We start from the raw sequence: 17,430 nt of genomic DNA, 5'->3' as shown, positions 1-17,430 counted from the left end.
AACGACTGCCGTGATGTTCCGCTTCGGAATCACGACATCGCCAGCCCGAAGCCCTGTATTAGGCGACGGGTCGGAAAATCGGCTCTTTTCGATGTGAAGACGGCAAGGTCGGGGCCTTCAGGCAGCATCTCGCCACGACCGCTCGGATCGATGTCGGCGAGAAGCGACAGCGCCCGGCGCGCGATCGCTTCAGCGGGGTCGAGCCAATCGACCGGCCAGGGCGCCGTCTTGCGCATGCGATTGGCCAGAAAGGGGTAGTGTGTGCAGGCGAGCACGACGATATCCGTACGCAGCGCATCATGTTCGACGAAGCACGGCGTAATCTCGGTGCGCACGGCTTCTTCATCGACGAAGCCCTCACGCATGTAGATCTCAGCCAGTCCCGCCAGCCTGTCGCTGCCCACCAGGCGGACATGGCATTTCTGCGCCCATTTGCTGATCAGGTCGCGCGTGTATTGGCGCTTGACGGTGCCAGGCGTCGCCAGCACCGAAACCAGCCCTGAGCGCGTGCGTTCCGCCGCCGGCTTGATCGCAGGCACCATGCCGACGAAAGGATGCTCGGGAAATCTATCGCGCAACGCATCGATCACCAACGTCGAGGCGGTGTTGCAGGCGATGACGGAAATGGCCGGCGCAAAGCGCTCCAGCAGTTTGCCGAACAATTCGAGTATATGCGCCCTCAGCGCCGGCTCTTCCCAAGCGCCGTAGGGAAACGCAGCGTCGTCGGCGACATAGATGAAGCGGCGGTCGGGCATCAGCACGCGTGCCTCGCGCAGCACGGTAAGCCCGCCGATGCCCGAATCGAACATCAGGATCGGCCGCTCAGTCATTGTCGGTTCCTTTTCCGCCAAGCGGCGGTATGTCATCGTCCTTGCCGGTGTCGGCAAAGCGCGCCGCCTCCGCCTTGCGGGCACGCGCGGCGGCCGCGGGCAAGCGCCGCGGATCGTCGCCAGGGGACCCGTCGCCGCGCGGCATCGCCGGAGAAAACCTGTCGAGCGACGAGATGATGCCGCGCAGCACCTTGAGCTCCGGTTCGGCAAAGCCGGGGCGTGTGAGCACCGCGCGCAGATTGTCGACCATTTTCGGCTTCTTCGGCGCCGGCCGGAAATAGCCGCGCGCTTCCAATGCGCCTTCCAGATACGCAAACAGGCCGTGCAATTCTTCCTTGCTTGCCGGCTTCATGTCCGGGCCGGAAAAATTGGTCTTGGTCTCATCTTCCAGGCCGGACTTCATCCATTCATAGGACATCAGCAGCGCGGCCTGGGCGATGTTGAGCGAGGAGAAATCGGGATCGACCGGGAAAGTGACGATCTCGTCGGCCAAGCCGACCTCGTCATTGTAGAGGCCGAAGCGTTCGCGTCCGAACAGGATGCCAGTGCGTTGTCCCATTGCATGATGGGTCCGAAGCATCCTGCCCGCCTCCACCGGCCCGCGCACGGATTTGAAGCCGTCGCGCTGCCTGGCCGTGGTTGCGAAGACAAAATTCAAGTCGGCGAGCGCCGAGGCCAGGTCGTCGAACACTCTCACGGCGTCGATGACATGGTCGGCGCGGCTGGCCGCCGCGCGTGCCTTCTCGCTCGGCCAACCATCACGCGGGTTGACCAGGCGCAGCTCCGACAGACCGAAATTGGCCATGGCGCGCGCGACCATGCCGATGTTCTCGCCAAGCTGCGGCTCGACGAGGATGATCGCCGGGCCGGCGACTGCAATGCTATCGGGATCTTTGATGACGGGCATGATTGTCAATGAACTGCTGTTTGCGGCATTTCAGCGTCCCTGCCATATTCGGCCGGGAAAATGAAGCATTCGCAAATGACGACGGCTCTGGCCTCCAATTCGTGACCGATCGCCGTTTGCGTGGCCAAAAGCGCTTTGATATACGGGCGACATCTCCCGGCCCAACGCCACGCGGGCAAGGCCGTCCCATATCCCAGCAACGAGGCATTCTTTCATGGCGAAGATCAAGGTGGCGAACCCGGTCGTCGAACTCGACGGCGACGAGATGACCCGCATCATCTGGCAGTTCATCAAGGACAAGCTGATCCACCCTTATCTCGACCTCAAGCTTGAATATTACGACCTCGGCATCGAGCATCGCGACGCCACCAACGACCAGGTGACCATCGATTCGGCCAACGCCATCAAGAAACACGGCGTCGGCGTGAAATGCGCGACGATCACGCCCGACGAACAGCGCGTCGAGGAGTTCAAGCTGAAGAAGATGTGGAAGTCGCCGAACGGCACCATCCGCAACATCCTCGGCGGCACCATCTTCCGCGAGCCGATCATCATGAAGAACGTGCCGCGCCTGGTGCCCGGCTGGACCAAGCCGATCATCGTCGGCCGTCATGCCTTCGGCGACCAGTACCGCGCCACCGATTTCCGCTTCCCCGGCAAGGGCAAGCTGACCATCAAGTTCGTGGGTGAGGACGGCCAGGTGATCGAGCACGATGTGTACGACGCGCCCGGCGCCGGTGTCGCCATGGCCATGTACAATCTCGACGACTCGATCCGCGAGTTTGCCCGCGCCTCGCTGAACTACGGCCTGCTGCGCAACTATCCGGTCTATCTGTCGACCAAGAACACTATCCTCAAGGCCTATGACGGCCGCTTCAAGGACATCTTCCAGGAGGTCTACGAGGCTGAATTCGAGGCCGAGTTCAAGTCGAAGAAGCTGTGGTACGAGCACCGCCTGATCGACGACATGGTGGCCTCCGCCCTGAAATGGTCGGGCGGCTATGTCTGGGCCTGCAAGAACTATGACGGTGACGTGCAGTCCGACACGGTTGCTCAGGGTTTCGGCTCGCTCGGCCTGATGACATCGGTGCTGATGACACCGGACGGCAAGACCGTGGAAGCCGAAGCCGCGCATGGCACCGTCACCCGCCATTATCGCCAGCATCAGAAGGGCGAGGAAACCTCGACCAATTCGATCGCCTCGATCTTCGCCTGGACGCGCGGCCTCGCGCACCGCGCCAAGCTCGACGACAATGCCGACCTGAAGCGTTTCTCCGAAACGCTGGAAAAGGTCTGCATCCAGACGGTCGAGTCCGGCTTCATGACCAAGGACCTGTCGCTCTTGATCGGCCCCGACCAGCCCTGGCTGTCGACCACCGGTTTCCTCGACAAGATCGACGAGAACCTGCAGAAGGCGATGGCCTGACAAGTAAGCAAGATGGGCAAGCCCATCGTCTACGGGGCGGAGTACAGCGTCTATCTACGCATCGTCCGCCTCGTACTCGCGGAAAAAGGCATCGACTACGAGCTTGTGCCGGTCGATGTCTTTGCCGCCGATGGCGTTCCCGCCTGGTATTTCGAGCATCATCCGTTCGGCCGCATCCCGGCCTTCGAGCATGACGGGTTTCGCCTCTTCGAGACAAGCGCGATTGCGCGCTATGTCGAGGAGGCGTTCGACGGGCCGACGCTGCAGCCTGCCGACGCGCGCGGCCGCGCCAGGATGGGCCAGATCATCGGCATGCTCGACGCCTATGGCTATCGCGCGATGGTCTGGGATGTTGCCGTCGAGCGGCTGGAGAAAGAGGCCCCCGACGAGGCGCTGATCGCCAGCGGGCTGCGCCAGGCCGAAACGGTGCTCGGGGTGCTTACCTCACTCAAGGCTCCCGGACCGTGGCTGCTCGGCGACCAGCTCACGCTGGCCGACCTGCACGCGGCACCCATCATCGCCTATTTCCTCAATGTCGCCGAAGGGCAAGGCCTGTTGGCACGGTTCGCGGACATCCAGGACTGGTATGCGCGCATTGCGGCTCGGCCGAGCTTCGTGCGGACTGAACAAGCCCGCGATAAGTATTGAGAGGCCTGCGGGACAGCGCCCCCCTCTGTCCTGCCGGACATCTCCCCCACGAGTGGGGAGATTGGCAGCGTCCGCTAAGGCGCCTATTCCGGCGCGGTTTTATTTCCACGTGGGAGATTGGCGAAAGCCGACGCGACGTCCGATCTCCCCCCAAGTGGGGGAGATGTCCGGCAGGACAGAGGGGGGCGCTGGCCCTCCAACCGTTGCTATAAATTCAGCCCACTAGCCTACGCCGCTTCGAGTGCCGCCCTCACCGCTGCAATCGCATCATCGGCCTTGGAAGCGTCGGGGCCACCGGCCTGGGCCATGTCGGGCCGCCCGCCGCCGCCCTGCCCGCCCAATGCGGCGGAGGCCACGCGGACAAGGTCGACGGCGCTGAAGCGGCCGATGAGGTCGTCGGTGACGGCCACCACGACGCTTGCCTTGTTGTCTTCGCCGGCGCCGACGAAGACGACGACGCCGGAGCCGAGCGAGCTCTTGCCGGCATCGGCCAGCGGCTTCAAATCCTTCGGCGAGACACCGGAGACCGTCTTGCCGAGGAAGCCGACACCGGCGACCGTCTCATTGGCGGCTGGAGCATCGGCTGACGATCCCCCGCCCAGCGCCAGCTTCTTGCGCGCCTCGGTCAATTCCTTCTCGAGCTTCTTGCGCTCTTCGAGCAGCGTCTCGACGCGCGCCGGCACATCGGCCGGCGAAATCTTGAGCACGGCCGCCGTCGCCTTCAAACGCCGGTCCTGCTCGTCGAGATGTTTGCGCGCGGCTTCGCCGGTCAGCGCCTCGATGCGGCGCACGCCGGCGGCGACCGCGCTGTCCGACACGACACGCACCAGGCCGATATCGCCGGTCGCCCGGACATGCGTGCCACCGCAGAGCTCGACCGAATAGGGCCGGTTGGCCTTGGCGCCGTGCACCCCGGTGCCCATGGACACGACGCGCACTTCGTCACCATACTTCTCGCCAAACAGCGCCATGGCGCCTTCGGCAATGGCATCGTCGACCGACATCAGGCGCGTGGACACCGGGCTGTTCTGCACGACGATCTCGTTGGCCATGCGCTCGACCTCTTCGAGGTCCTCCGATGAAATGGGTTTGTTGTGCGAGATGTCGAAGCGCAGGCGCTCGGGCGCCACCAGCGAGCCCTTCTGCGCGACATGGCTGCCCAGCACCTCGCGCAGCGCCTCATGGATCAAATGCGTCGCGGAATGGTTGGCGCGCAACCTGGAGCGGCGCGCATGATCTACCTTCAGTTCGACGGCGGCGCCCGTCTTGACCGTGCCGCTGGCAACCTTGCCGATATGCACGAACAGCCCGTCGGCCTTTTTCTGCGTATCGGAAACCTCGATCGAGAAGCCCTCGCCTGAAATAACGCCGGTGTCGCCCATCTGGCCGCCGGACTCGGCATAGAACGGCGTCTGGTTGACGACGATCGCCACTGCGTCACCCTTGCCGGCGCTGTCGACGGTCTTGCCGTCCCTGACCAGCGCCTGGATGATGCCTTCGGCAGCTTCAGTCTCATATCCGAGGAACTCGGTGGCGCCGGCCTTCTCGCGCACGGAGAACCAGATGGTCTCGGTCGCCGCGTCGCCGGACCCAGCCCAGTGCTTGCGCGCCTCGGCCTTCTGCTGCTCCATCGCATTGGTGAAGCCGGCAAGATCGACAGAGATGCTGCGCTGGCGCAGCGCGTCCTGCGTCAGATCGAGCGGGAAGCCATAGGTGTCGTAGAGCTTGAAGGCCGTCTCGCCGTCCAGCATGTCGCCGGCATGAAGCGTTTCGGTCGCCTCCGAAAGCAGGCCGAGGCCGCGCACCAGCGTCTTGCGAAACCTGGTCTCCTCGAGCTTCAGCGTCTCGGTGATCAACTGTTCGCCGCGCAGCAGTTCCGGATAGGCCTGACCCATTTCGCGCACCAGCGCCGGCACCAGCTTCCACATCAGCGGTTCGTTGGCACCGAGCAACTGCGCATGACGCATGGCGCGGCGCATGATGCGACGCAGGACATAGCCACGGCCTTCGTTCGAAGGCAGCACGCCATCGGCGACCAGGAAGGAGGACGAGCGCAGATGATCGGCAATGACCCGGTAGGACGCGACAGTCTCCTTGTCGGGACCATGCCCGATCGCGGACGAGGCGGCGTCGATCAGGTGGCGGAACAGATCGGTCTCGAAGACGCTTTCCACCCCTTGCAGGATGGACGCCATGCGCTCCAGGCCCATGCCGGTGTCGATCGAGGGGCGCGGCAGGTCGATCCGCTCCTCCTTCGTCACCTGTTCATACTGCATGAACACCAGGTTCCAGAATTCCAGGAAACGGTCGCCATCTTCCTCCGGGCTGCCGGGAGGACCACCCCAGATGTGCTCGCCGCGGTCGATGAAGATCTCCGAACACGGACCGCACGGGCCGGTATCGCCCATCGCCCAGAAATTGTCCGATGTCGCGATGCGAATGATGCGGTCGTCGGAAAACCCGGCGATCTTCTTCCAGAAACCGGCCGCCTCGTCGTCCGTATGATAGACGGTGACCAGCAGCTTGTCCTTGTTCAGCCCGAACTCCCTGGTGATCAGGTTCCAGGCAAGCTCGATGGCTCGCTCCTTGAAATAGTCGCCAAAGGAAAAATTGCCGAGCATCTCGAAGAAGGTCAGATGGCGCGCAGTGTAGCCGACATTGTCGAGATCGTTGTGCTTGCCGCCGGCGCGCACGCTCTTCTGGGCTGTCGACGCGCGCGAATAGGGCCGCTTCTCCAAACCGGTGAAGACATTCTTGAACTGCACCATGCCGGCGTTGGTGAACATCAGTGTCGGATCGTTGCGCGGCACCAGCGGGCTCGACGCGACGATCTCGTGACCCTCCTTGCGGAAGTAGTCGAGAAATGTCGACCGGATCTCGTTCACGCCACTCATGAATGCTGCCTTTTCGGAAGAGCCGCCGGCAAACCGGCGGAAATGGGCTCTGCGTTTTTAGAAGATTAGGACTTGGCCTTTTAGCCGCCGCGCCTCACCCTGTCCAGAAACACGGAATTGGTCCAATCCACGGCCTTTGCCGGCCGTTCGAACCGGCCTGTTTTCGCTGCCGAAACGCAAAACCGCCGGCACTGGGCCGGCGGTTTCGAAACGCAATAACGCGGAACTCAATTACATAAGCCTGAGATAATAGAACGCGATTATGGCCGAACTCCGGCCGGCATCGCGCACGAAGCTGTTACATGGCGCCGGATTCTTCCTCGAAACCGTCGTCTTCGCCGCGCTCAGGGCCGCCATTCTCGAGGAATTTCTCGGCGATCAGCCCGGCATTCTGCCTGATCGACAACTCGATCTCGCGTGCCGTGTCGGGATTGTCACGAAGGAACAGCTTGGCATTTTCGCGGCCCTGGCCGAGACGCTGCGAATTATAAGAAAACCAGGCGCCAGACTTCTCGACAATACCGGCCTTGACCCCGAGATCGACCAGTTCGCCGGTTTTGGACACGCCCTCACCAAACATGATGTCGAATTCGACCACCTTGAAGGGCGGCGCCAGCTTGTTCTTGACCACCTTGACGCGGGTCTGGTTGCCGACAACCTCGTCGCGGTCCTTGATCGAGCCGATGCGGCGGATGTCAAGACGCACCGAAGCGTAGAATTTCAGCGCGTTGCCGCCCGTCGTGGTCTCGGGCGAACCAAACATGACGCCGATCTTCATGCGGATCTGGTTGATGAAGATGACCATGGTGTTGGAGCGCGAGATCGACGCGGTCAGCTTGCGCAGCGCCTGGCTCATCAAGCGGGCCTGCAGGCCGGGCAGCGAATCGCCCATCTCACCTTCAATTTCGGCGCGTGGCGTCAGCGCCGCGACCGAATCGACCACCAGCACGTCGATGGCGCCGGAGCGCACCAGCGTGTCGCAGATTTCCAGCGCCTGCTCACCGGTGTCGGGCTGCGAGATCAGGAGGTTTTCGAGATCAACGCCAAGCTTGCGGGCATAGACCGGATCGAGCGCATGCTCGGCATCGACGAAGGCGCAGATGCCGCCCTTCTTCTGGGCTTCCGCAACGGTGTGCAGCGCCAACGTCGTCTTGCCCGAGCTTTCCGGCCCGTAGATCTCGATGATGCGGCCGCGCGGCAAGCCACCAACACCAAGCGCGATGTCTAGGCCAAGCGAGCCGGTCGGCACCGTTTCAATCTCGACGACCTGATCGTTGGCGCCGAGCCGCATGATCGAGCCCTTGCCGAAAGCCCGCTCGATTTGCGACAGCGCCGCATCCAGAGCCTTTGATTTGTCCACTGCCTTGTCCTCTACCAGCCGCAAAGAATTCTGAGCCATGATACATCACCCCTTGGTCGTCAATGAAGGCCGGACAATCCGTAATCCCTGCCTATTTGTACCTTTTTTGTTCTCATTTGGCAAGAGGGGTCAAATATCTGAAAAACAAACAATATCCGGATTTGTTCTTTTTTTGTCCAAGGATTCGATCAGGGATGCACCACACGTTGGGCCAGACGGCTCGGTTGTTTCGATCTGCCGAATCGCCGCCTTGCATGCGAAGCTCCGTCGCGCAGCCTAGCGCTTGTGCGGCTGGAATAACAAAGGTCATATCGCCGACATGCTGAAATCCACGAAAATACTGGCCGTAGGCGGCGCCCATATCGACCGGCGCGGCCAGGTGTCCGGCGCTTACGTGCCGGCTGCCTCCAATCCCGGCACGATGCGCGAGGATGTCGGCGGCGGCGTCTTCAACGCTTTGCGCAGCGCCGTGCGGCGCGGCGTCTCCGCGTCGCTCATGTCGGTTCGCGGCGGCGATGCCGCTGCCGACACCGTTTCGCGAGCCATCGCCGAGGCAGGCATTACCGACCTGTCGGCGGTCTTCCTCGACCGCACGACGCCGAGCTACACGGCGCTGATCGACAGTGAGGGCGAGCTGATCGTCGGCTTTGCCGACATGGCGCTCTATGATTTGGCGTTTCCCAAGCAGATCAGGCGCTCCAAGGTGCGGGAGGTGATCGCTGGCGCCGATGCGATCCTGTGCGACGCCAATCTGCCCTCTTCGGCGCTGGAACGGCTGGTGGCGCTCGCCGCGGGCAAGCCGATTTTCGCCATTGCCATCTCGCCGGCCAAGGTGGTGCGGCTGATACCGGTGCTGAAGGAGCTCTCGCTCGTCTTCATGAACCGGCGCGAGGCCATGGTGCTGGCCGGCGTCGCCGCGACTGCCACGGAGCGCGAGGTCGTCGACGGGTTGCGATGCAGCGGCCTTGTCAGCGGCGTGGTGACGGCGGGCAGCGAGCCCATGCTGGGCTTCGATGAAGCCAGCGCCTTCTCGATCCTGCCGCCGCCGCCAAGAAAGGTCGCTGACGTCACCGGCGCTGGCGATGCGCTGGCGGGCGCTACGGTTGCTGCCTTGCTGCGTGGCCTGCCGCTGCGGGCAGCTCTGCGCGAAGGCATTGCCGGGGCGACGCTTGCCATCGAAAGCGCCAACGCCGTTCCGGAGTTCACCGCGGCGAGCTTCGCGGAAGCGTTGGCTCTTGTGCCGGATGCCAGGGAAGTGGCATGAGACCGGCAAATTCATAGTGCCACGATGTTGCCTGATGTCCCGACGGACGCGCCGCATTCCGGATTGGAGACCCTGATGACCCCTGAGACCGCCCGCCCATTCATCGACATCCACGCGCCGGTGGCGCAGGCCCTGGCTGCCGGGCGGCCGGTGGTGGCGCTGGAAAGCACCATCATCACCCATGGCATGCCCTACCCCGACAATGGCGCCATGGCGGCCGATGTCGAAAAGATCATCACCGACGGCGGCGCCGTGCCGGCGACCATCGCCGTGGTTGGCGGCCGCATCAAGATCGGGCTTTCGGACGGCGAGCGCGAATCGCTGGCGATGACGGGCGACGCCATGAAGCTGTCGCGCGCCGATCTCGGTTTTGCCGTGGCGCAAGGGCGCACCGGTGGCACCACGGTCGCCGCCACGATGATCGCGGCGCATATGGTCGGCATAAAAGTGTTCGCCACCGGCGGCATCGGCGGCGTGCACAAGGGCGCCGAAAAGAGTTTTGACATTTCCGCCGATCTCGACGAGCTGGCGCGCACCCCGGTCATCGTCGTCTCGGCCGGCGCCAAGGCGATCCTCGACATCGAAAAGACGCTGGAGGTGCTGGAAACACGCGGCGTGCCGGTGATCGGCCATGGCTGCGAGACGATGCCAGCCTTCTGGTCGCGGCAGTCGCCGTTCCGCGCGCCGCTGACCTTGCACGAGCCGGAAGAGATCGCGCATTTCTACCAGACGAGGGCAGCGCTGGGGCTCGCCGGCGGCATGCTGATCGCCAATCCTGTGCCGGAAAACCATGAAATCCCGGCTGAGGAGATGGCGGGCTATATCGACGCCGCGCAAAAGGCCGCAGAAGCACAACATGTCACCGGCAAGGCGGTGACACCCTTCCTGCTGTCGAAAATCCTCGAACTGACCGGCGGCAGGAGCCTGAAGACCAACATCGCGCTGGTGGAAAACAATGCCAGGCTGGCGGCGAGGATTGCGAAGGCGCTGTAAGCCAACGTCGGCGGGACAGCACCCCCCTCTGGCCTGCCGGACATCTCCCCCGCAAGGGGGGAGATCGAATGTCGTCAACGCCTCTGCCAATCTTCAACGTTGAAAAAAGCAGGCAGACGGTGAAACCGCCAATCTCCCCCCTTGCGGGGAGATGTCCGGCAGGCCAGAGGGGGGTGCTGTCCCTCGACCGTCCCAAGGCTGGCATCACTTCCCCGCCCGCCGCCCCGCCTCATAGGCCCGCCGTGCCCAGGCCGCCATCTCGTCGGGATCATCAAACGCGCTATCTGGAACGCCCCAGTAGGGCATGGCGACCAGCTTGCCGTGGCGCGAGCCGGTATAGGTCCATTGCGTGCAGCCGGCGGCCTCGAACTCGGGCGCGCTTTGCTCGTCGGCCTTCAGCATCAACTCACCGCGCAGCACGATGGCGACGATGACACCGTCGAAATAGATGCCCTTGCCGCCGAACAGTTTTCGGATGCTGACAGGGCCGAGGCCCTCGAACAGTTCGGCGATGCGTTCATTGTCCATGCCGCGATCATGTCACCGGCGTTTGGCCTTGTCATCGCCGCAACCAAAATCATGCTGACAGGTTGTGTGAGGTCGATCGGAGTTTCCCGCCATGCCCGTCCTGCTCAAAGGGTCCTGCCGCTGCAATGCCGTGCGTTTCGAGGTGGAGAGCCACACGCCGGCGCCATTCATGCTGTGCTACTGCTCGATCTGCCGCAAGCAGCAGGGCGGCGGCGGGTTTGCCATCAATCTCGGTGCGAACAACGAAACACTGAACATCAGGGGCAAGCGCAGCCTCGGCGTCTTTCGGGCGGAGATCGAGGACGACGAGCATCCGCATTGCGAAATCTCGACCGGCGAGCGCAATTTCTGCAAGAAATGCGGGGCGGCCCTTTGGCTCTACGACCCGACATGGCCGGAACTGGTGCATCCCTTCGCCTCGGCGATCGACAGCGATTTACCCATTCCGCCAACCAAGGTGCACCTGATGCTGAAATACAAGGCGAACTGGGTGGAGCCGGTGGTTGGCAAGCATGACAAGGTCTTCGACGCCTATCCCGAGGAATCGATCGCCGACTGGCACAAGCGGACGGGCATGTGGGTGGATTAGCGTCCTTCACCCCGTTTACGGCGGGGCGATTGCATATGGGTTTTTACGAAGAGGACCCCCACCCTAACCAAAAGGGGGAGGGAACGCTGCCGCGCGCCATCCTTTTGGCGTCGAAACCTCGGGGATTTGCGGAATCAGCGCCTACCGAGTCTCCCTCCCCCTTGTGGGGAGGGATTAAGGGTGGGGGTATTCGTAGAGCGCAAGCCAGTCATATGCGATCACCCCTGCCGCTTACGGGGCTGGAAGATCAGGCCGAGGCGCGTGCTTCTGCCAGCGCCTTGAGGTCCGCCGGCTTCAACTCGACGGACTCACCGCAGCCGCAGGCCGAACTCTGATTCGGATTGCGGAATGTGAAGCCAGTGCGCAGCGTCGTCTGCTCGAAATCCATCTCGGTGCCGAACAGGAATAGCGCTGCCTCGGGCGCCACATAGACATGCGCGCCATCGCGCTCGATATGGTCGTCCTTGGTGTTGGGCTCGGTCACCAGATCGACCGTATATTCCATGCCGGCGCAGCCGCCCTTCTTGATGCCGAGGCGGATGCCGTGCGCCCTGTCGCGGGTGGCCACAATCTCGCGCACCCGGTCGGCGGCCTTTTCGGTCATCGTGATGACGGCGAAGCGTCCCATTCGTTTTCCTTCCATTCCATGCAGGTTCAAGGCCTGCCGAATGATTCCTCACCTAAAATGGTGAAGTTTTATCCCTGGCGCAAGTGCACCAGCCTCTGTCGCGCTAGTACCAGCCCACCGCCACCTGCGCCTCTTCCGACATGCGGTCGGCCGACCAGGGCGGGTCGAAAGTCATGTTGACCTCGACGCCGGACACGCCTTCGACAGCGCCGACGGCGTTTTCCACCCAGCCGGGCATTTCGCCGGCGACCGGGCAGCCGGGAGCGGTCAGGGTCATGTCGATCTTGACCGACCGGTCGTCCTCGATGTCGATCTTGTAGATCAGGCCGAGCTCGTAGATATCGGCTGGGATTTCCGGATCGTAGACGGTCTTCAGCGCCGAGACGATGTCGTCGGTCAGCCGCGCCAGCTCGTCGGCTGGAATGGCCGATCCCGAAACCAGCGCATTGGGCGCTGTTTCCGGAGTGGTCTCGGCTGCGATGCTCACATCATCCATGGTCGTCACCCAAAAAAATCATCATCCGAAGAATTTGCGCGCTTTTTCGAGCGCCTCGGCCAAAGCGTCGACTTCGGCCCTGGTATTATACATGCCGAACGATGCCCTGCATGTGGAGGTTACGCCGAAGCGTTTCAACAGCGGCTGGGCGCAATGGGTGCCGGCGCGGACAGCAACGCCCTGCCTGTCGATCACCATCGACACGTCATGCGCATGAATGCCTTGCAGCTCAAACGAGATGATGGCGCCCTTGCCGGGCGCATCGCCGAAGATGCGCAGCGAATTGATGGCGCGCAGCCGCTCATGCGCGTAGTTCTTGAGGTCTTCCTCATGGGCGGCAATGCGCTCGCGGCCGATTTTTTCCATATAGTCGAGCGCAGCACCCAGCCCGATCGCCTGGACGATCGGCGGCGTGCCGGCTTCGAAACGGTGCGGCGGCTCGTTGTAGGTGACGATGTCTTCCGTCACCTCCTCGATCATCTCGCCACCGCCCATGAAGGGGCGCATGCCCTGGAGAATGTCCTTCTTGCCGTAGAGCACGCCGATGCCCGAGGGGCCGTAGACCTTATGGCCGGTGAAGACGAAGAAGTCGCAGTCGAGATCCTGCACATCGATCGGCATATGCACGGCGCTCTGGCTGCCGTCTACAAGGACGGGAATTCCACGCGAATGCGCAATGCGCACGATCTCCTTGATCGGCGTCACCGTGCCCAGCGCATTCGACATCTGTGTGATGGCGACCAGCTTGGTGCGGTCGGTCAGGCGCTTCTCGAATTCCTCGATGTGGAAGACGCCGAGATCGTCGACCGGCACCCAGACGAGTTTCGCGCCCTGCCGCTCGCGGATGAAATGCCAGGGAACGATGTTAGAGTGGTGCTCCATGATCGACAGCACGATCTCGTCGCCCTCGCCGATGTTGGGCATGCCATAGCCATAGGCGACGGTATTGATGGCCGACGTCGTGTTCGAGGTGAAGACGATGTTGTCGGTGCTCGGCGCGTTGAGGAAACGGCGCACCGTTTCCCGCGCCTTTTCATATGCGTCGGTCGCCGCATTGGAGAGGAAGTGCAGGCCGCGATGGACGTTGGCATATTCCTGGGAATAGGCGTGCTGGATGGCGTCGAGCACCGCCTGCGGCTTCTGTGCCGAGGCGCCATTGTCGAGATAGACCAGCGGCTTGCCATAGACTTCCCGCGACAGGATCGGGAAATCGCGGCGGATCGCTTCGACGTCGTAGAAATCTCCGATCTTGCCTGGAGCGTTCATCAGGTCACCCGTGTGCCACGAACCAGTCGTCGAGCCGCGCTTCCAGCGCCTCGACGATCGCTTCGTCGTCCAGTTCCTCGATCACCTCCGCGACGAAGGCCTTCACGAGCAACCCCCGCGCGCTTTTCTCGTCGACGCCGCGCGCCATCAGGTAGAACAGATGGTTGTGGTCGATCTCGGTCACCGTCGCGCCGTGGCCGCAAATCACGTCGTCGGCGAAGATTTCAAGCTCGGGCTTGGTCGAGAACTCGCCATCGTCCGACAGCAACAGCGTGTTGCAGGCCATCTTCGCGTTGGTCTTCTGCGCATATTGATGGACGTTGATGCGGCCCTGGAACACACCGCGCGCCTTGCCCGTCACCACATTGCGGATCACTTCCGTAGAGGTCGTGTGCGGCACGGCGTGGTCGAGCACCATGGTCACGTCTGTGTGGGTGTCGCCGGCCAGCAGGTTGATGCCGCGAAGCTTGAAATCGGCGCCTTCGCCAGTCGTCCTGACCATGATCTCCTGGCGCACGAGCTTGCCGCCGGCGTTCATGACGAACAGCGTCAGTTTCGCATTCTTGCCGATATGGGCCTTGAACTGCGCCAGATGCGTCGCCGTTTCCGGCTGCTCCTGGACGACCAGCCACGTCACCTCGGCGCCCTCGTCGAGCACGATCTGACTGACCGAGCTGCTCAAGGCAGCGCCATCACCCGTCTGCCGTTCGACGATGACGGCCTTGGCGCCGGCGCCGACGCGCACGGGCAGGCGCACATGCGTCTGGCCGCCGGCCTGCAGGTTCTGCAGTTCGATCGGCTTTTCAAGTTCCACACCATCGGCGATGTCGACAAAATACCCGTCGGCGACGAAAGCCGTGTTCAGCGCGCCGATTGCGTCGTCGCTGCCATAGGGATCGAGCCCCGGTGCGATGCTGCCGTCGACCAGCTTTTCCGAAAGGCGCTGGAAGGTGACGCCTTCAAGGACAGGCACCTTCGCGTCGGACTTGCCGTTCAGGATCGACACCACGGCAGAACCCTCGACGATCGGTGCGATGGCTTTAGCCATGGCGGCCGGGTCGAAGTCCGGCACGGTATTCAGCAACCGCCGCAGGTCGGTATAGTGCCAGGATTCGACGCGCCGCGTCGGCAGGCCGTGCTTGATCGTCTCGATGGCGTCGTCGCGCTTCAGCATCACCGCGCCGTCGCCCGGCAGCAGCGACAATCGGTCGCCGAACGCGTCGATCAACGCTGTCTCGGCCGGTGTCCGCTGGGGCTGTGCGTGCATATTCATTAGTTTGACCTTGCCCTCTGGCATCTCACGCGGCTTCGCCGATCACGCCGGCATAGCCATTGGCTTCCAGGTCGAGCGCCAGCGACTTGTCGCCTGACTTGATGACCTGGCCCTTGTAGAGCACGTGCACGGTGTCGGGCACGATGTGCTCAAGCAGGCGCTGGTAGTGGGTGATGACCAGGAACGCCCGGTCCGGCGCGCGCAGCGCGTTGACGCCGTCGGAAACGATCTTCAGCGCATCGATGTCGAGGCCGGAATCAGTCTCGTCGAGCACGCACAATTTCGGCTCCAGCAGCTTCATCTGCAGGATCTCGGCGCGCTTCTTCTCGCCGCCGGAGAAGCCGACATTGAGCGGCCGCTTGAGCATCGCCATGTCCATGCTGAGCGAGGCGGCGGCTTCCTTCACGCGCTTCAGGAATTCCGGGATCTTCAGCGGCTCCTCGCCACGTGCCTTGCGCTGCTCGTTCATCGCCACTTTCAGGAATTCCATGGTCGCAACGCCCGGTATCTCCATCGGATACTGGAAGGCGAGGAAAATGCCTGACGTGGCGCGCTCGGCCGGATCCATTTCGAGGATCGACTGGCCGTTGTAGAGGATGTCGCCTTCGGTCACCTCATAGTCCTCGCGGCCGGCGAGGATGTAGGACAGCGTCGATTTTCCCGAGCCGTTCGGCCCCATGATCGCGGCGACCTCGCCGGCTTTCACCGTCAGGTTCAAGCCACGGATGATCTCGGTGCCGTCATCGACGATGCGGGCGTGCAGGTTTCTGATTTCAAGCATTTTTTCGTTTCCTGAATATATATCCGGTCAGCCGACCGAGCCCTCAAGGCTAATCCCGATCAGCTTCTGTGCTTCGACCGCGAATTCCATCGGCAGTTGCTGGATCACGTCCTTGACGAAGCCGTTGACGATCAGCGCGATCGCTTCCTCTTCCGGGATGCCGCGCTGCATGACGTAGAATTTCTGGTCCTCGGAAATTTTCGACGTCGTCGCTTCGTGCTCGAACTGCGCCGTCGAATTCTTGGCTTCCATGTAGGGCACGGTGTGCGCGCCGCACTGGTCGCCAATCAGCAGCGAGTCGCAGTTGGTGAAATTGCGGGCGTTGGTCGCTTTGCGATGCGCCGAGACCTGGCCGCGATAGGTGTTCTGCGAGTAGCCGGCGGCGATACCCTTGGAGATGATGCGGCTCGACGTGTTCTTGCCAAGATGGATCATCTTGGTGCCGCTATCGACCTGCTGATAACCGTTCGACACGGCGATCGAATAGAATTCGCCTTGGGAATCGTCGCCACGCAGGATGCAGCTCGGATATTTCCAGGTGATGGCCGAGCCGGTCTCCACCTGCGTCCACGAGATCTTCGAGCGGTCACCCCGGCAGTCGCCGCGCTTGGTGACGAAATTGTAGATGCCGCCCTTGCCCTCGGCGTCGCCGGGGTACCAGTTCTGCACCGTCGAATATTTGATCTCGGCATCGTCGAGCGCCACCAGCTCGACCACCGCGGCATGCAGCTGGTTCTCGTCGCGCTGCGGGGCCGTGCAGCCCTCGAGATAAGAGACGTAAGCCCCCTCCTCGGCGATGATCAATGTGCGCTCGAACTGGCCGGTGTTCTTCTCGTTCATGCGGAAATAAGTCGACAGCTCCATCGGGCAGCGCACGCCCTTGGGCACGAAGACGAAGGAGCCGTCGGTGAACACGGCGGAGTTCAGCGTCGCGTAGTAATTGTCGGAGGTCGGCACGACCGAACCGAGATACTTCTGCACCAGCTCCGGATGCTCGCGGATGGCTTCCGAGATCGAACAGAAAATGACGCCGGCCTGCGCCAGCTCCTTCTTGAAGGTGGTGACGACGGAGACGGAATCGAACACGGCGTCGACAGCGACGCGGCCCGATTTGTAGACGTTATCGCTGACCTCCTCGAGCTCCGAGGCATCGGTCTTCTGCACACCGGCAAGGATTTCCTGCTCCCGCAGCGGAATGCCGAGCTTTTCATAGACCTTCAAGAGTTCGGGATCGACATCGCTGAGCGAGGTCGGGCCGGGCGTGCTCTTGGGCGCCGCATAGAAATAGATGTCCTGGAAATCGATCTTCGGATAGTGGACGCGCGCCCAGGTCGGCTCGTCAAGCGTCAGCCAGCGGCGATACGCTTCCAGACGCCATTCCAGCATCCAGGACGGCTCGTCCTTCTTGGCCGAAATGAAACGGATGATGTCTTCGCTGAGGCCCTTGGGGGCCTTGTCCATCGCGATTTCGGTCTGGAATCCGTATTTGTATTGGTCGACGTCGATCTTTCGGACCCGATCGATCGTGTCCTGCACAGCAGGCATAT

16 protein-coding genes are annotated in these 17,430 nt (G+C 62.6%); 5 read left to right on the top strand and 11 right to left on the bottom strand.

The genetic code is table 11. The features are described from left to right. Nucleotides 1-29: 29 nt before the first annotated feature. Together murI and NKI99_RS08715 are read right to left on the bottom strand one after the other, a co-directional pair. Nucleotides 30-830 carry a glutamate racemase gene (gene murI, locus NKI99_RS08720; protein ID WP_023810327.1) on the bottom strand — a complete coding sequence of 267 codons (801 nt, stop codon included), beginning with the start codon at nucleotides 828-830 and terminating at the stop codon, nucleotides 30-32. Beyond that, entirely contained in the window at nucleotides 823-1,737 is a 915-nt protein-coding gene (locus tag NKI99_RS08715) for an RNA methyltransferase (protein ID WP_128303273.1), read from the bottom strand. Before NKI99_RS08715 ends, murI begins: the two co-directional genes overlap by 8 nt. A gap of 214 nt (nucleotides 1,738-1,951) precedes the next feature. Between NKI99_RS08715 and NKI99_RS08710 the strand changes: the two genes are divergently transcribed. Together NKI99_RS08710 and NKI99_RS08705 are read left to right on the top strand one after the other, a co-directional pair. Beyond that, complete coding sequence (locus tag NKI99_RS08710; protein ID WP_127321786.1) at nucleotides 1,952-3,163, top strand: NADP-dependent isocitrate dehydrogenase; 1,212 nt, start codon at nucleotides 1,952-1,954, stop codon at nucleotides 3,161-3,163. Nucleotides 3,164-3,175: 12 nt separating this feature from the next. After that, nucleotides 3,176-3,811, top strand: coding sequence for a glutathione S-transferase family protein (locus tag NKI99_RS08705; protein ID WP_352440145.1), 636 nt, complete (start codon nucleotides 3,176-3,178; stop codon nucleotides 3,809-3,811). Between the two features lie 227 nt (nucleotides 3,812-4,038). Here the strand turns inward: NKI99_RS08705 and alaS are convergent, their stop codons facing one another. After that, the gene (gene alaS / locus NKI99_RS08700; protein WP_352440144.1) at nucleotides 4,039-6,705 is read right to left on the bottom strand and encodes an alanine--tRNA ligase; all 2,667 of its coding nucleotides are present in this window, start codon (nucleotides 6,703-6,705) and stop codon (nucleotides 4,039-4,041) included. A 298-nt stretch (nucleotides 6,706-7,003) separates the two neighbouring features. Beyond that, nucleotides 7,004-8,104 carry a recombinase RecA gene (gene recA, locus NKI99_RS08695; RefSeq protein WP_023810321.1) on the bottom strand — a complete coding sequence of 367 codons (1,101 nt, stop codon included), beginning with the start codon at nucleotides 8,102-8,104 and terminating at the stop codon, nucleotides 7,004-7,006. Nucleotides 8,105-8,384: 280 nt separating this feature from the next. On the opposite strand from recA, the gene NKI99_RS08690 reads away from it, so the two are divergent. Both NKI99_RS08690 and NKI99_RS08685 read left to right on the top strand, forming a co-directional pair. Further along, nucleotides 8,385-9,329 (top strand): carbohydrate kinase family protein, encoded by a 945-nt coding sequence (locus NKI99_RS08690; RefSeq protein ID WP_352610562.1) that lies wholly within the window; start codon nucleotides 8,385-8,387, stop codon nucleotides 9,327-9,329. A 75-nt stretch (nucleotides 9,330-9,404) separates the two neighbouring features. After that, nucleotides 9,405-10,322, top strand: a complete 918-nt coding sequence (locus NKI99_RS08685) for a pseudouridine-5'-phosphate glycosidase (RefSeq protein WP_352610561.1) — start codon at nucleotides 9,405-9,407, stop codon at nucleotides 10,320-10,322. Between the two features lie 204 nt (nucleotides 10,323-10,526). Here the strand turns inward: NKI99_RS08685 and NKI99_RS08680 are convergent, their stop codons facing one another. After that, nucleotides 10,527-10,850, bottom strand: coding sequence for a TfoX/Sxy family protein (locus NKI99_RS08680; RefSeq protein ID WP_352610559.1), 324 nt, complete (start codon nucleotides 10,848-10,850; stop codon nucleotides 10,527-10,529). A gap of 91 nt (nucleotides 10,851-10,941) precedes the next feature. On the opposite strand from NKI99_RS08680, the gene NKI99_RS08675 reads away from it, so the two are divergent. Then, nucleotides 10,942-11,439: a GFA family protein gene (locus NKI99_RS08675; RefSeq protein WP_352610558.1), complete on the top strand. Its 498-nt coding sequence runs from the start codon at nucleotides 10,942-10,944 to the stop codon at nucleotides 11,437-11,439. 247 nt (nucleotides 11,440-11,686) lie between these two features. Here NKI99_RS08675 and sufA read toward each other — a convergent pair whose 3' ends face one another. The 6 genes from sufA to sufB all read right to left on the bottom strand — a co-directional run bounded on the left by sufA (nucleotide 11,687) and on the right by sufB (nucleotide 17,428). Next, nucleotides 11,687-12,067, bottom strand: coding sequence for a Fe-S cluster assembly scaffold SufA (gene sufA / locus NKI99_RS08670; RefSeq protein WP_352610556.1), 381 nt, complete (start codon nucleotides 12,065-12,067; stop codon nucleotides 11,687-11,689). Between the two features lie 103 nt (nucleotides 12,068-12,170). Further along, nucleotides 12,171-12,563 carry an SUF system Fe-S cluster assembly protein gene (locus NKI99_RS08665; protein ID WP_136618766.1) on the bottom strand — a complete coding sequence of 131 codons (393 nt, stop codon included), beginning with the start codon at nucleotides 12,561-12,563 and terminating at the stop codon, nucleotides 12,171-12,173. A 21-nt stretch (nucleotides 12,564-12,584) separates the two neighbouring features. Further along, nucleotides 12,585-13,829, bottom strand: coding sequence for a cysteine desulfurase (locus NKI99_RS08660; protein WP_352610554.1), 1,245 nt, complete (start codon nucleotides 13,827-13,829; stop codon nucleotides 12,585-12,587). A gap of 4 nt (nucleotides 13,830-13,833) precedes the next feature. Beyond that, entirely contained in the window at nucleotides 13,834-15,102 is a 1,269-nt protein-coding gene (gene sufD / locus NKI99_RS08655; RefSeq protein WP_352610552.1) for a Fe-S cluster assembly protein SufD, read from the bottom strand. Between the two features lie 25 nt (nucleotides 15,103-15,127). Next, nucleotides 15,128-15,883: a Fe-S cluster assembly ATPase SufC gene (gene sufC / locus NKI99_RS08650; RefSeq protein ID WP_023810312.1), complete on the bottom strand. Its 756-nt coding sequence runs from the start codon at nucleotides 15,881-15,883 to the stop codon at nucleotides 15,128-15,130. A 27-nt stretch (nucleotides 15,884-15,910) separates the two neighbouring features. After that, entirely contained in the window at nucleotides 15,911-17,428 is a 1,518-nt protein-coding gene (gene sufB, locus NKI99_RS08645) for a Fe-S cluster assembly protein SufB (RefSeq protein WP_352610551.1), read from the bottom strand. Nucleotides 17,429-17,430: the final 2 nt, after the last annotated feature.

It is taken from the genome of Mesorhizobium sp. M0239, from assembly GCF_040321815.1.
In the GTDB taxonomy this organism is placed as follows: Bacteria; Pseudomonadota; Alphaproteobacteria; order Rhizobiales; family Rhizobiaceae; genus Mesorhizobium.
The sequence above is the reverse complement of the archived record's forward strand: the minus strand, read 5'-3'. Positions and strand labels throughout refer to the sequence as shown.

Coding starts and splice junctions, on each gene's coding strand:
- murI (WP_023810327.1), bottom strand. CDS start 830: ATGACTGAGCGGCCGATCCTGATGTTCGATTCGGGCATCGGCGGGCTT.
- NKI99_RS08715 (WP_128303273.1), bottom strand. CDS start 1,737: ATGCCCGTCATCAAAGATCCCGATAGCATTGCAGTCGCCGGCCCGGCG.
- NKI99_RS08710 (WP_127321786.1), top strand. CDS start 1,952: ATGGCGAAGATCAAGGTGGCGAACCCGGTCGTCGAACTCGACGGCGAC.
- NKI99_RS08705 (WP_352440145.1), top strand. CDS start 3,176: ATGGGCAAGCCCATCGTCTACGGGGCGGAGTACAGCGTCTATCTACGC.
- alaS (WP_352440144.1), bottom strand. CDS start 6,705: ATGAGTGGCGTGAACGAGATCCGGTCGACATTTCTCGACTACTTCCGC.
- recA (WP_023810321.1), bottom strand. CDS start 8,104: ATGGCTCAGAATTCTTTGCGGCTGGTAGAGGACAAGGCAGTGGACAAA.
- NKI99_RS08690 (WP_352610562.1), top strand. CDS start 8,385: ATGCTGAAATCCACGAAAATACTGGCCGTAGGCGGCGCCCATATCGAC.
- NKI99_RS08685 (WP_352610561.1), top strand. CDS start 9,405: ATGACCCCTGAGACCGCCCGCCCATTCATCGACATCCACGCGCCGGTG.
- NKI99_RS08680 (WP_352610559.1), bottom strand. CDS start 10,850: ATGGACAATGAACGCATCGCCGAACTGTTCGAGGGCCTCGGCCCTGTC.
- NKI99_RS08675 (WP_352610558.1), top strand. CDS start 10,942: ATGCCCGTCCTGCTCAAAGGGTCCTGCCGCTGCAATGCCGTGCGTTTC.
- sufA (WP_352610556.1), bottom strand. CDS start 12,067: ATGGGACGCTTCGCCGTCATCACGATGACCGAAAAGGCCGCCGACCGG.
- NKI99_RS08665 (WP_136618766.1), bottom strand. CDS start 12,563: ATGGATGATGTGAGCATCGCAGCCGAGACCACTCCGGAAACAGCGCCC.
- NKI99_RS08660 (WP_352610554.1), bottom strand. CDS start 13,829: ATGAACGCTCCAGGCAAGATCGGAGATTTCTACGACGTCGAAGCGATC.
- sufD (WP_352610552.1), bottom strand. CDS start 15,102: ATGAATATGCACGCACAGCCCCAGCGGACACCGGCCGAGACAGCGTTG.
- sufC (WP_023810312.1), bottom strand. CDS start 15,883: ATGCTTGAAATCAGAAACCTGCACGCCCGCATCGTCGATGACGGCACC.
- sufB (WP_352610551.1), bottom strand. CDS start 17,428: ATGCCTGCTGTGCAGGACACGATCGATCGGGTCCGAAAGATCGACGTC.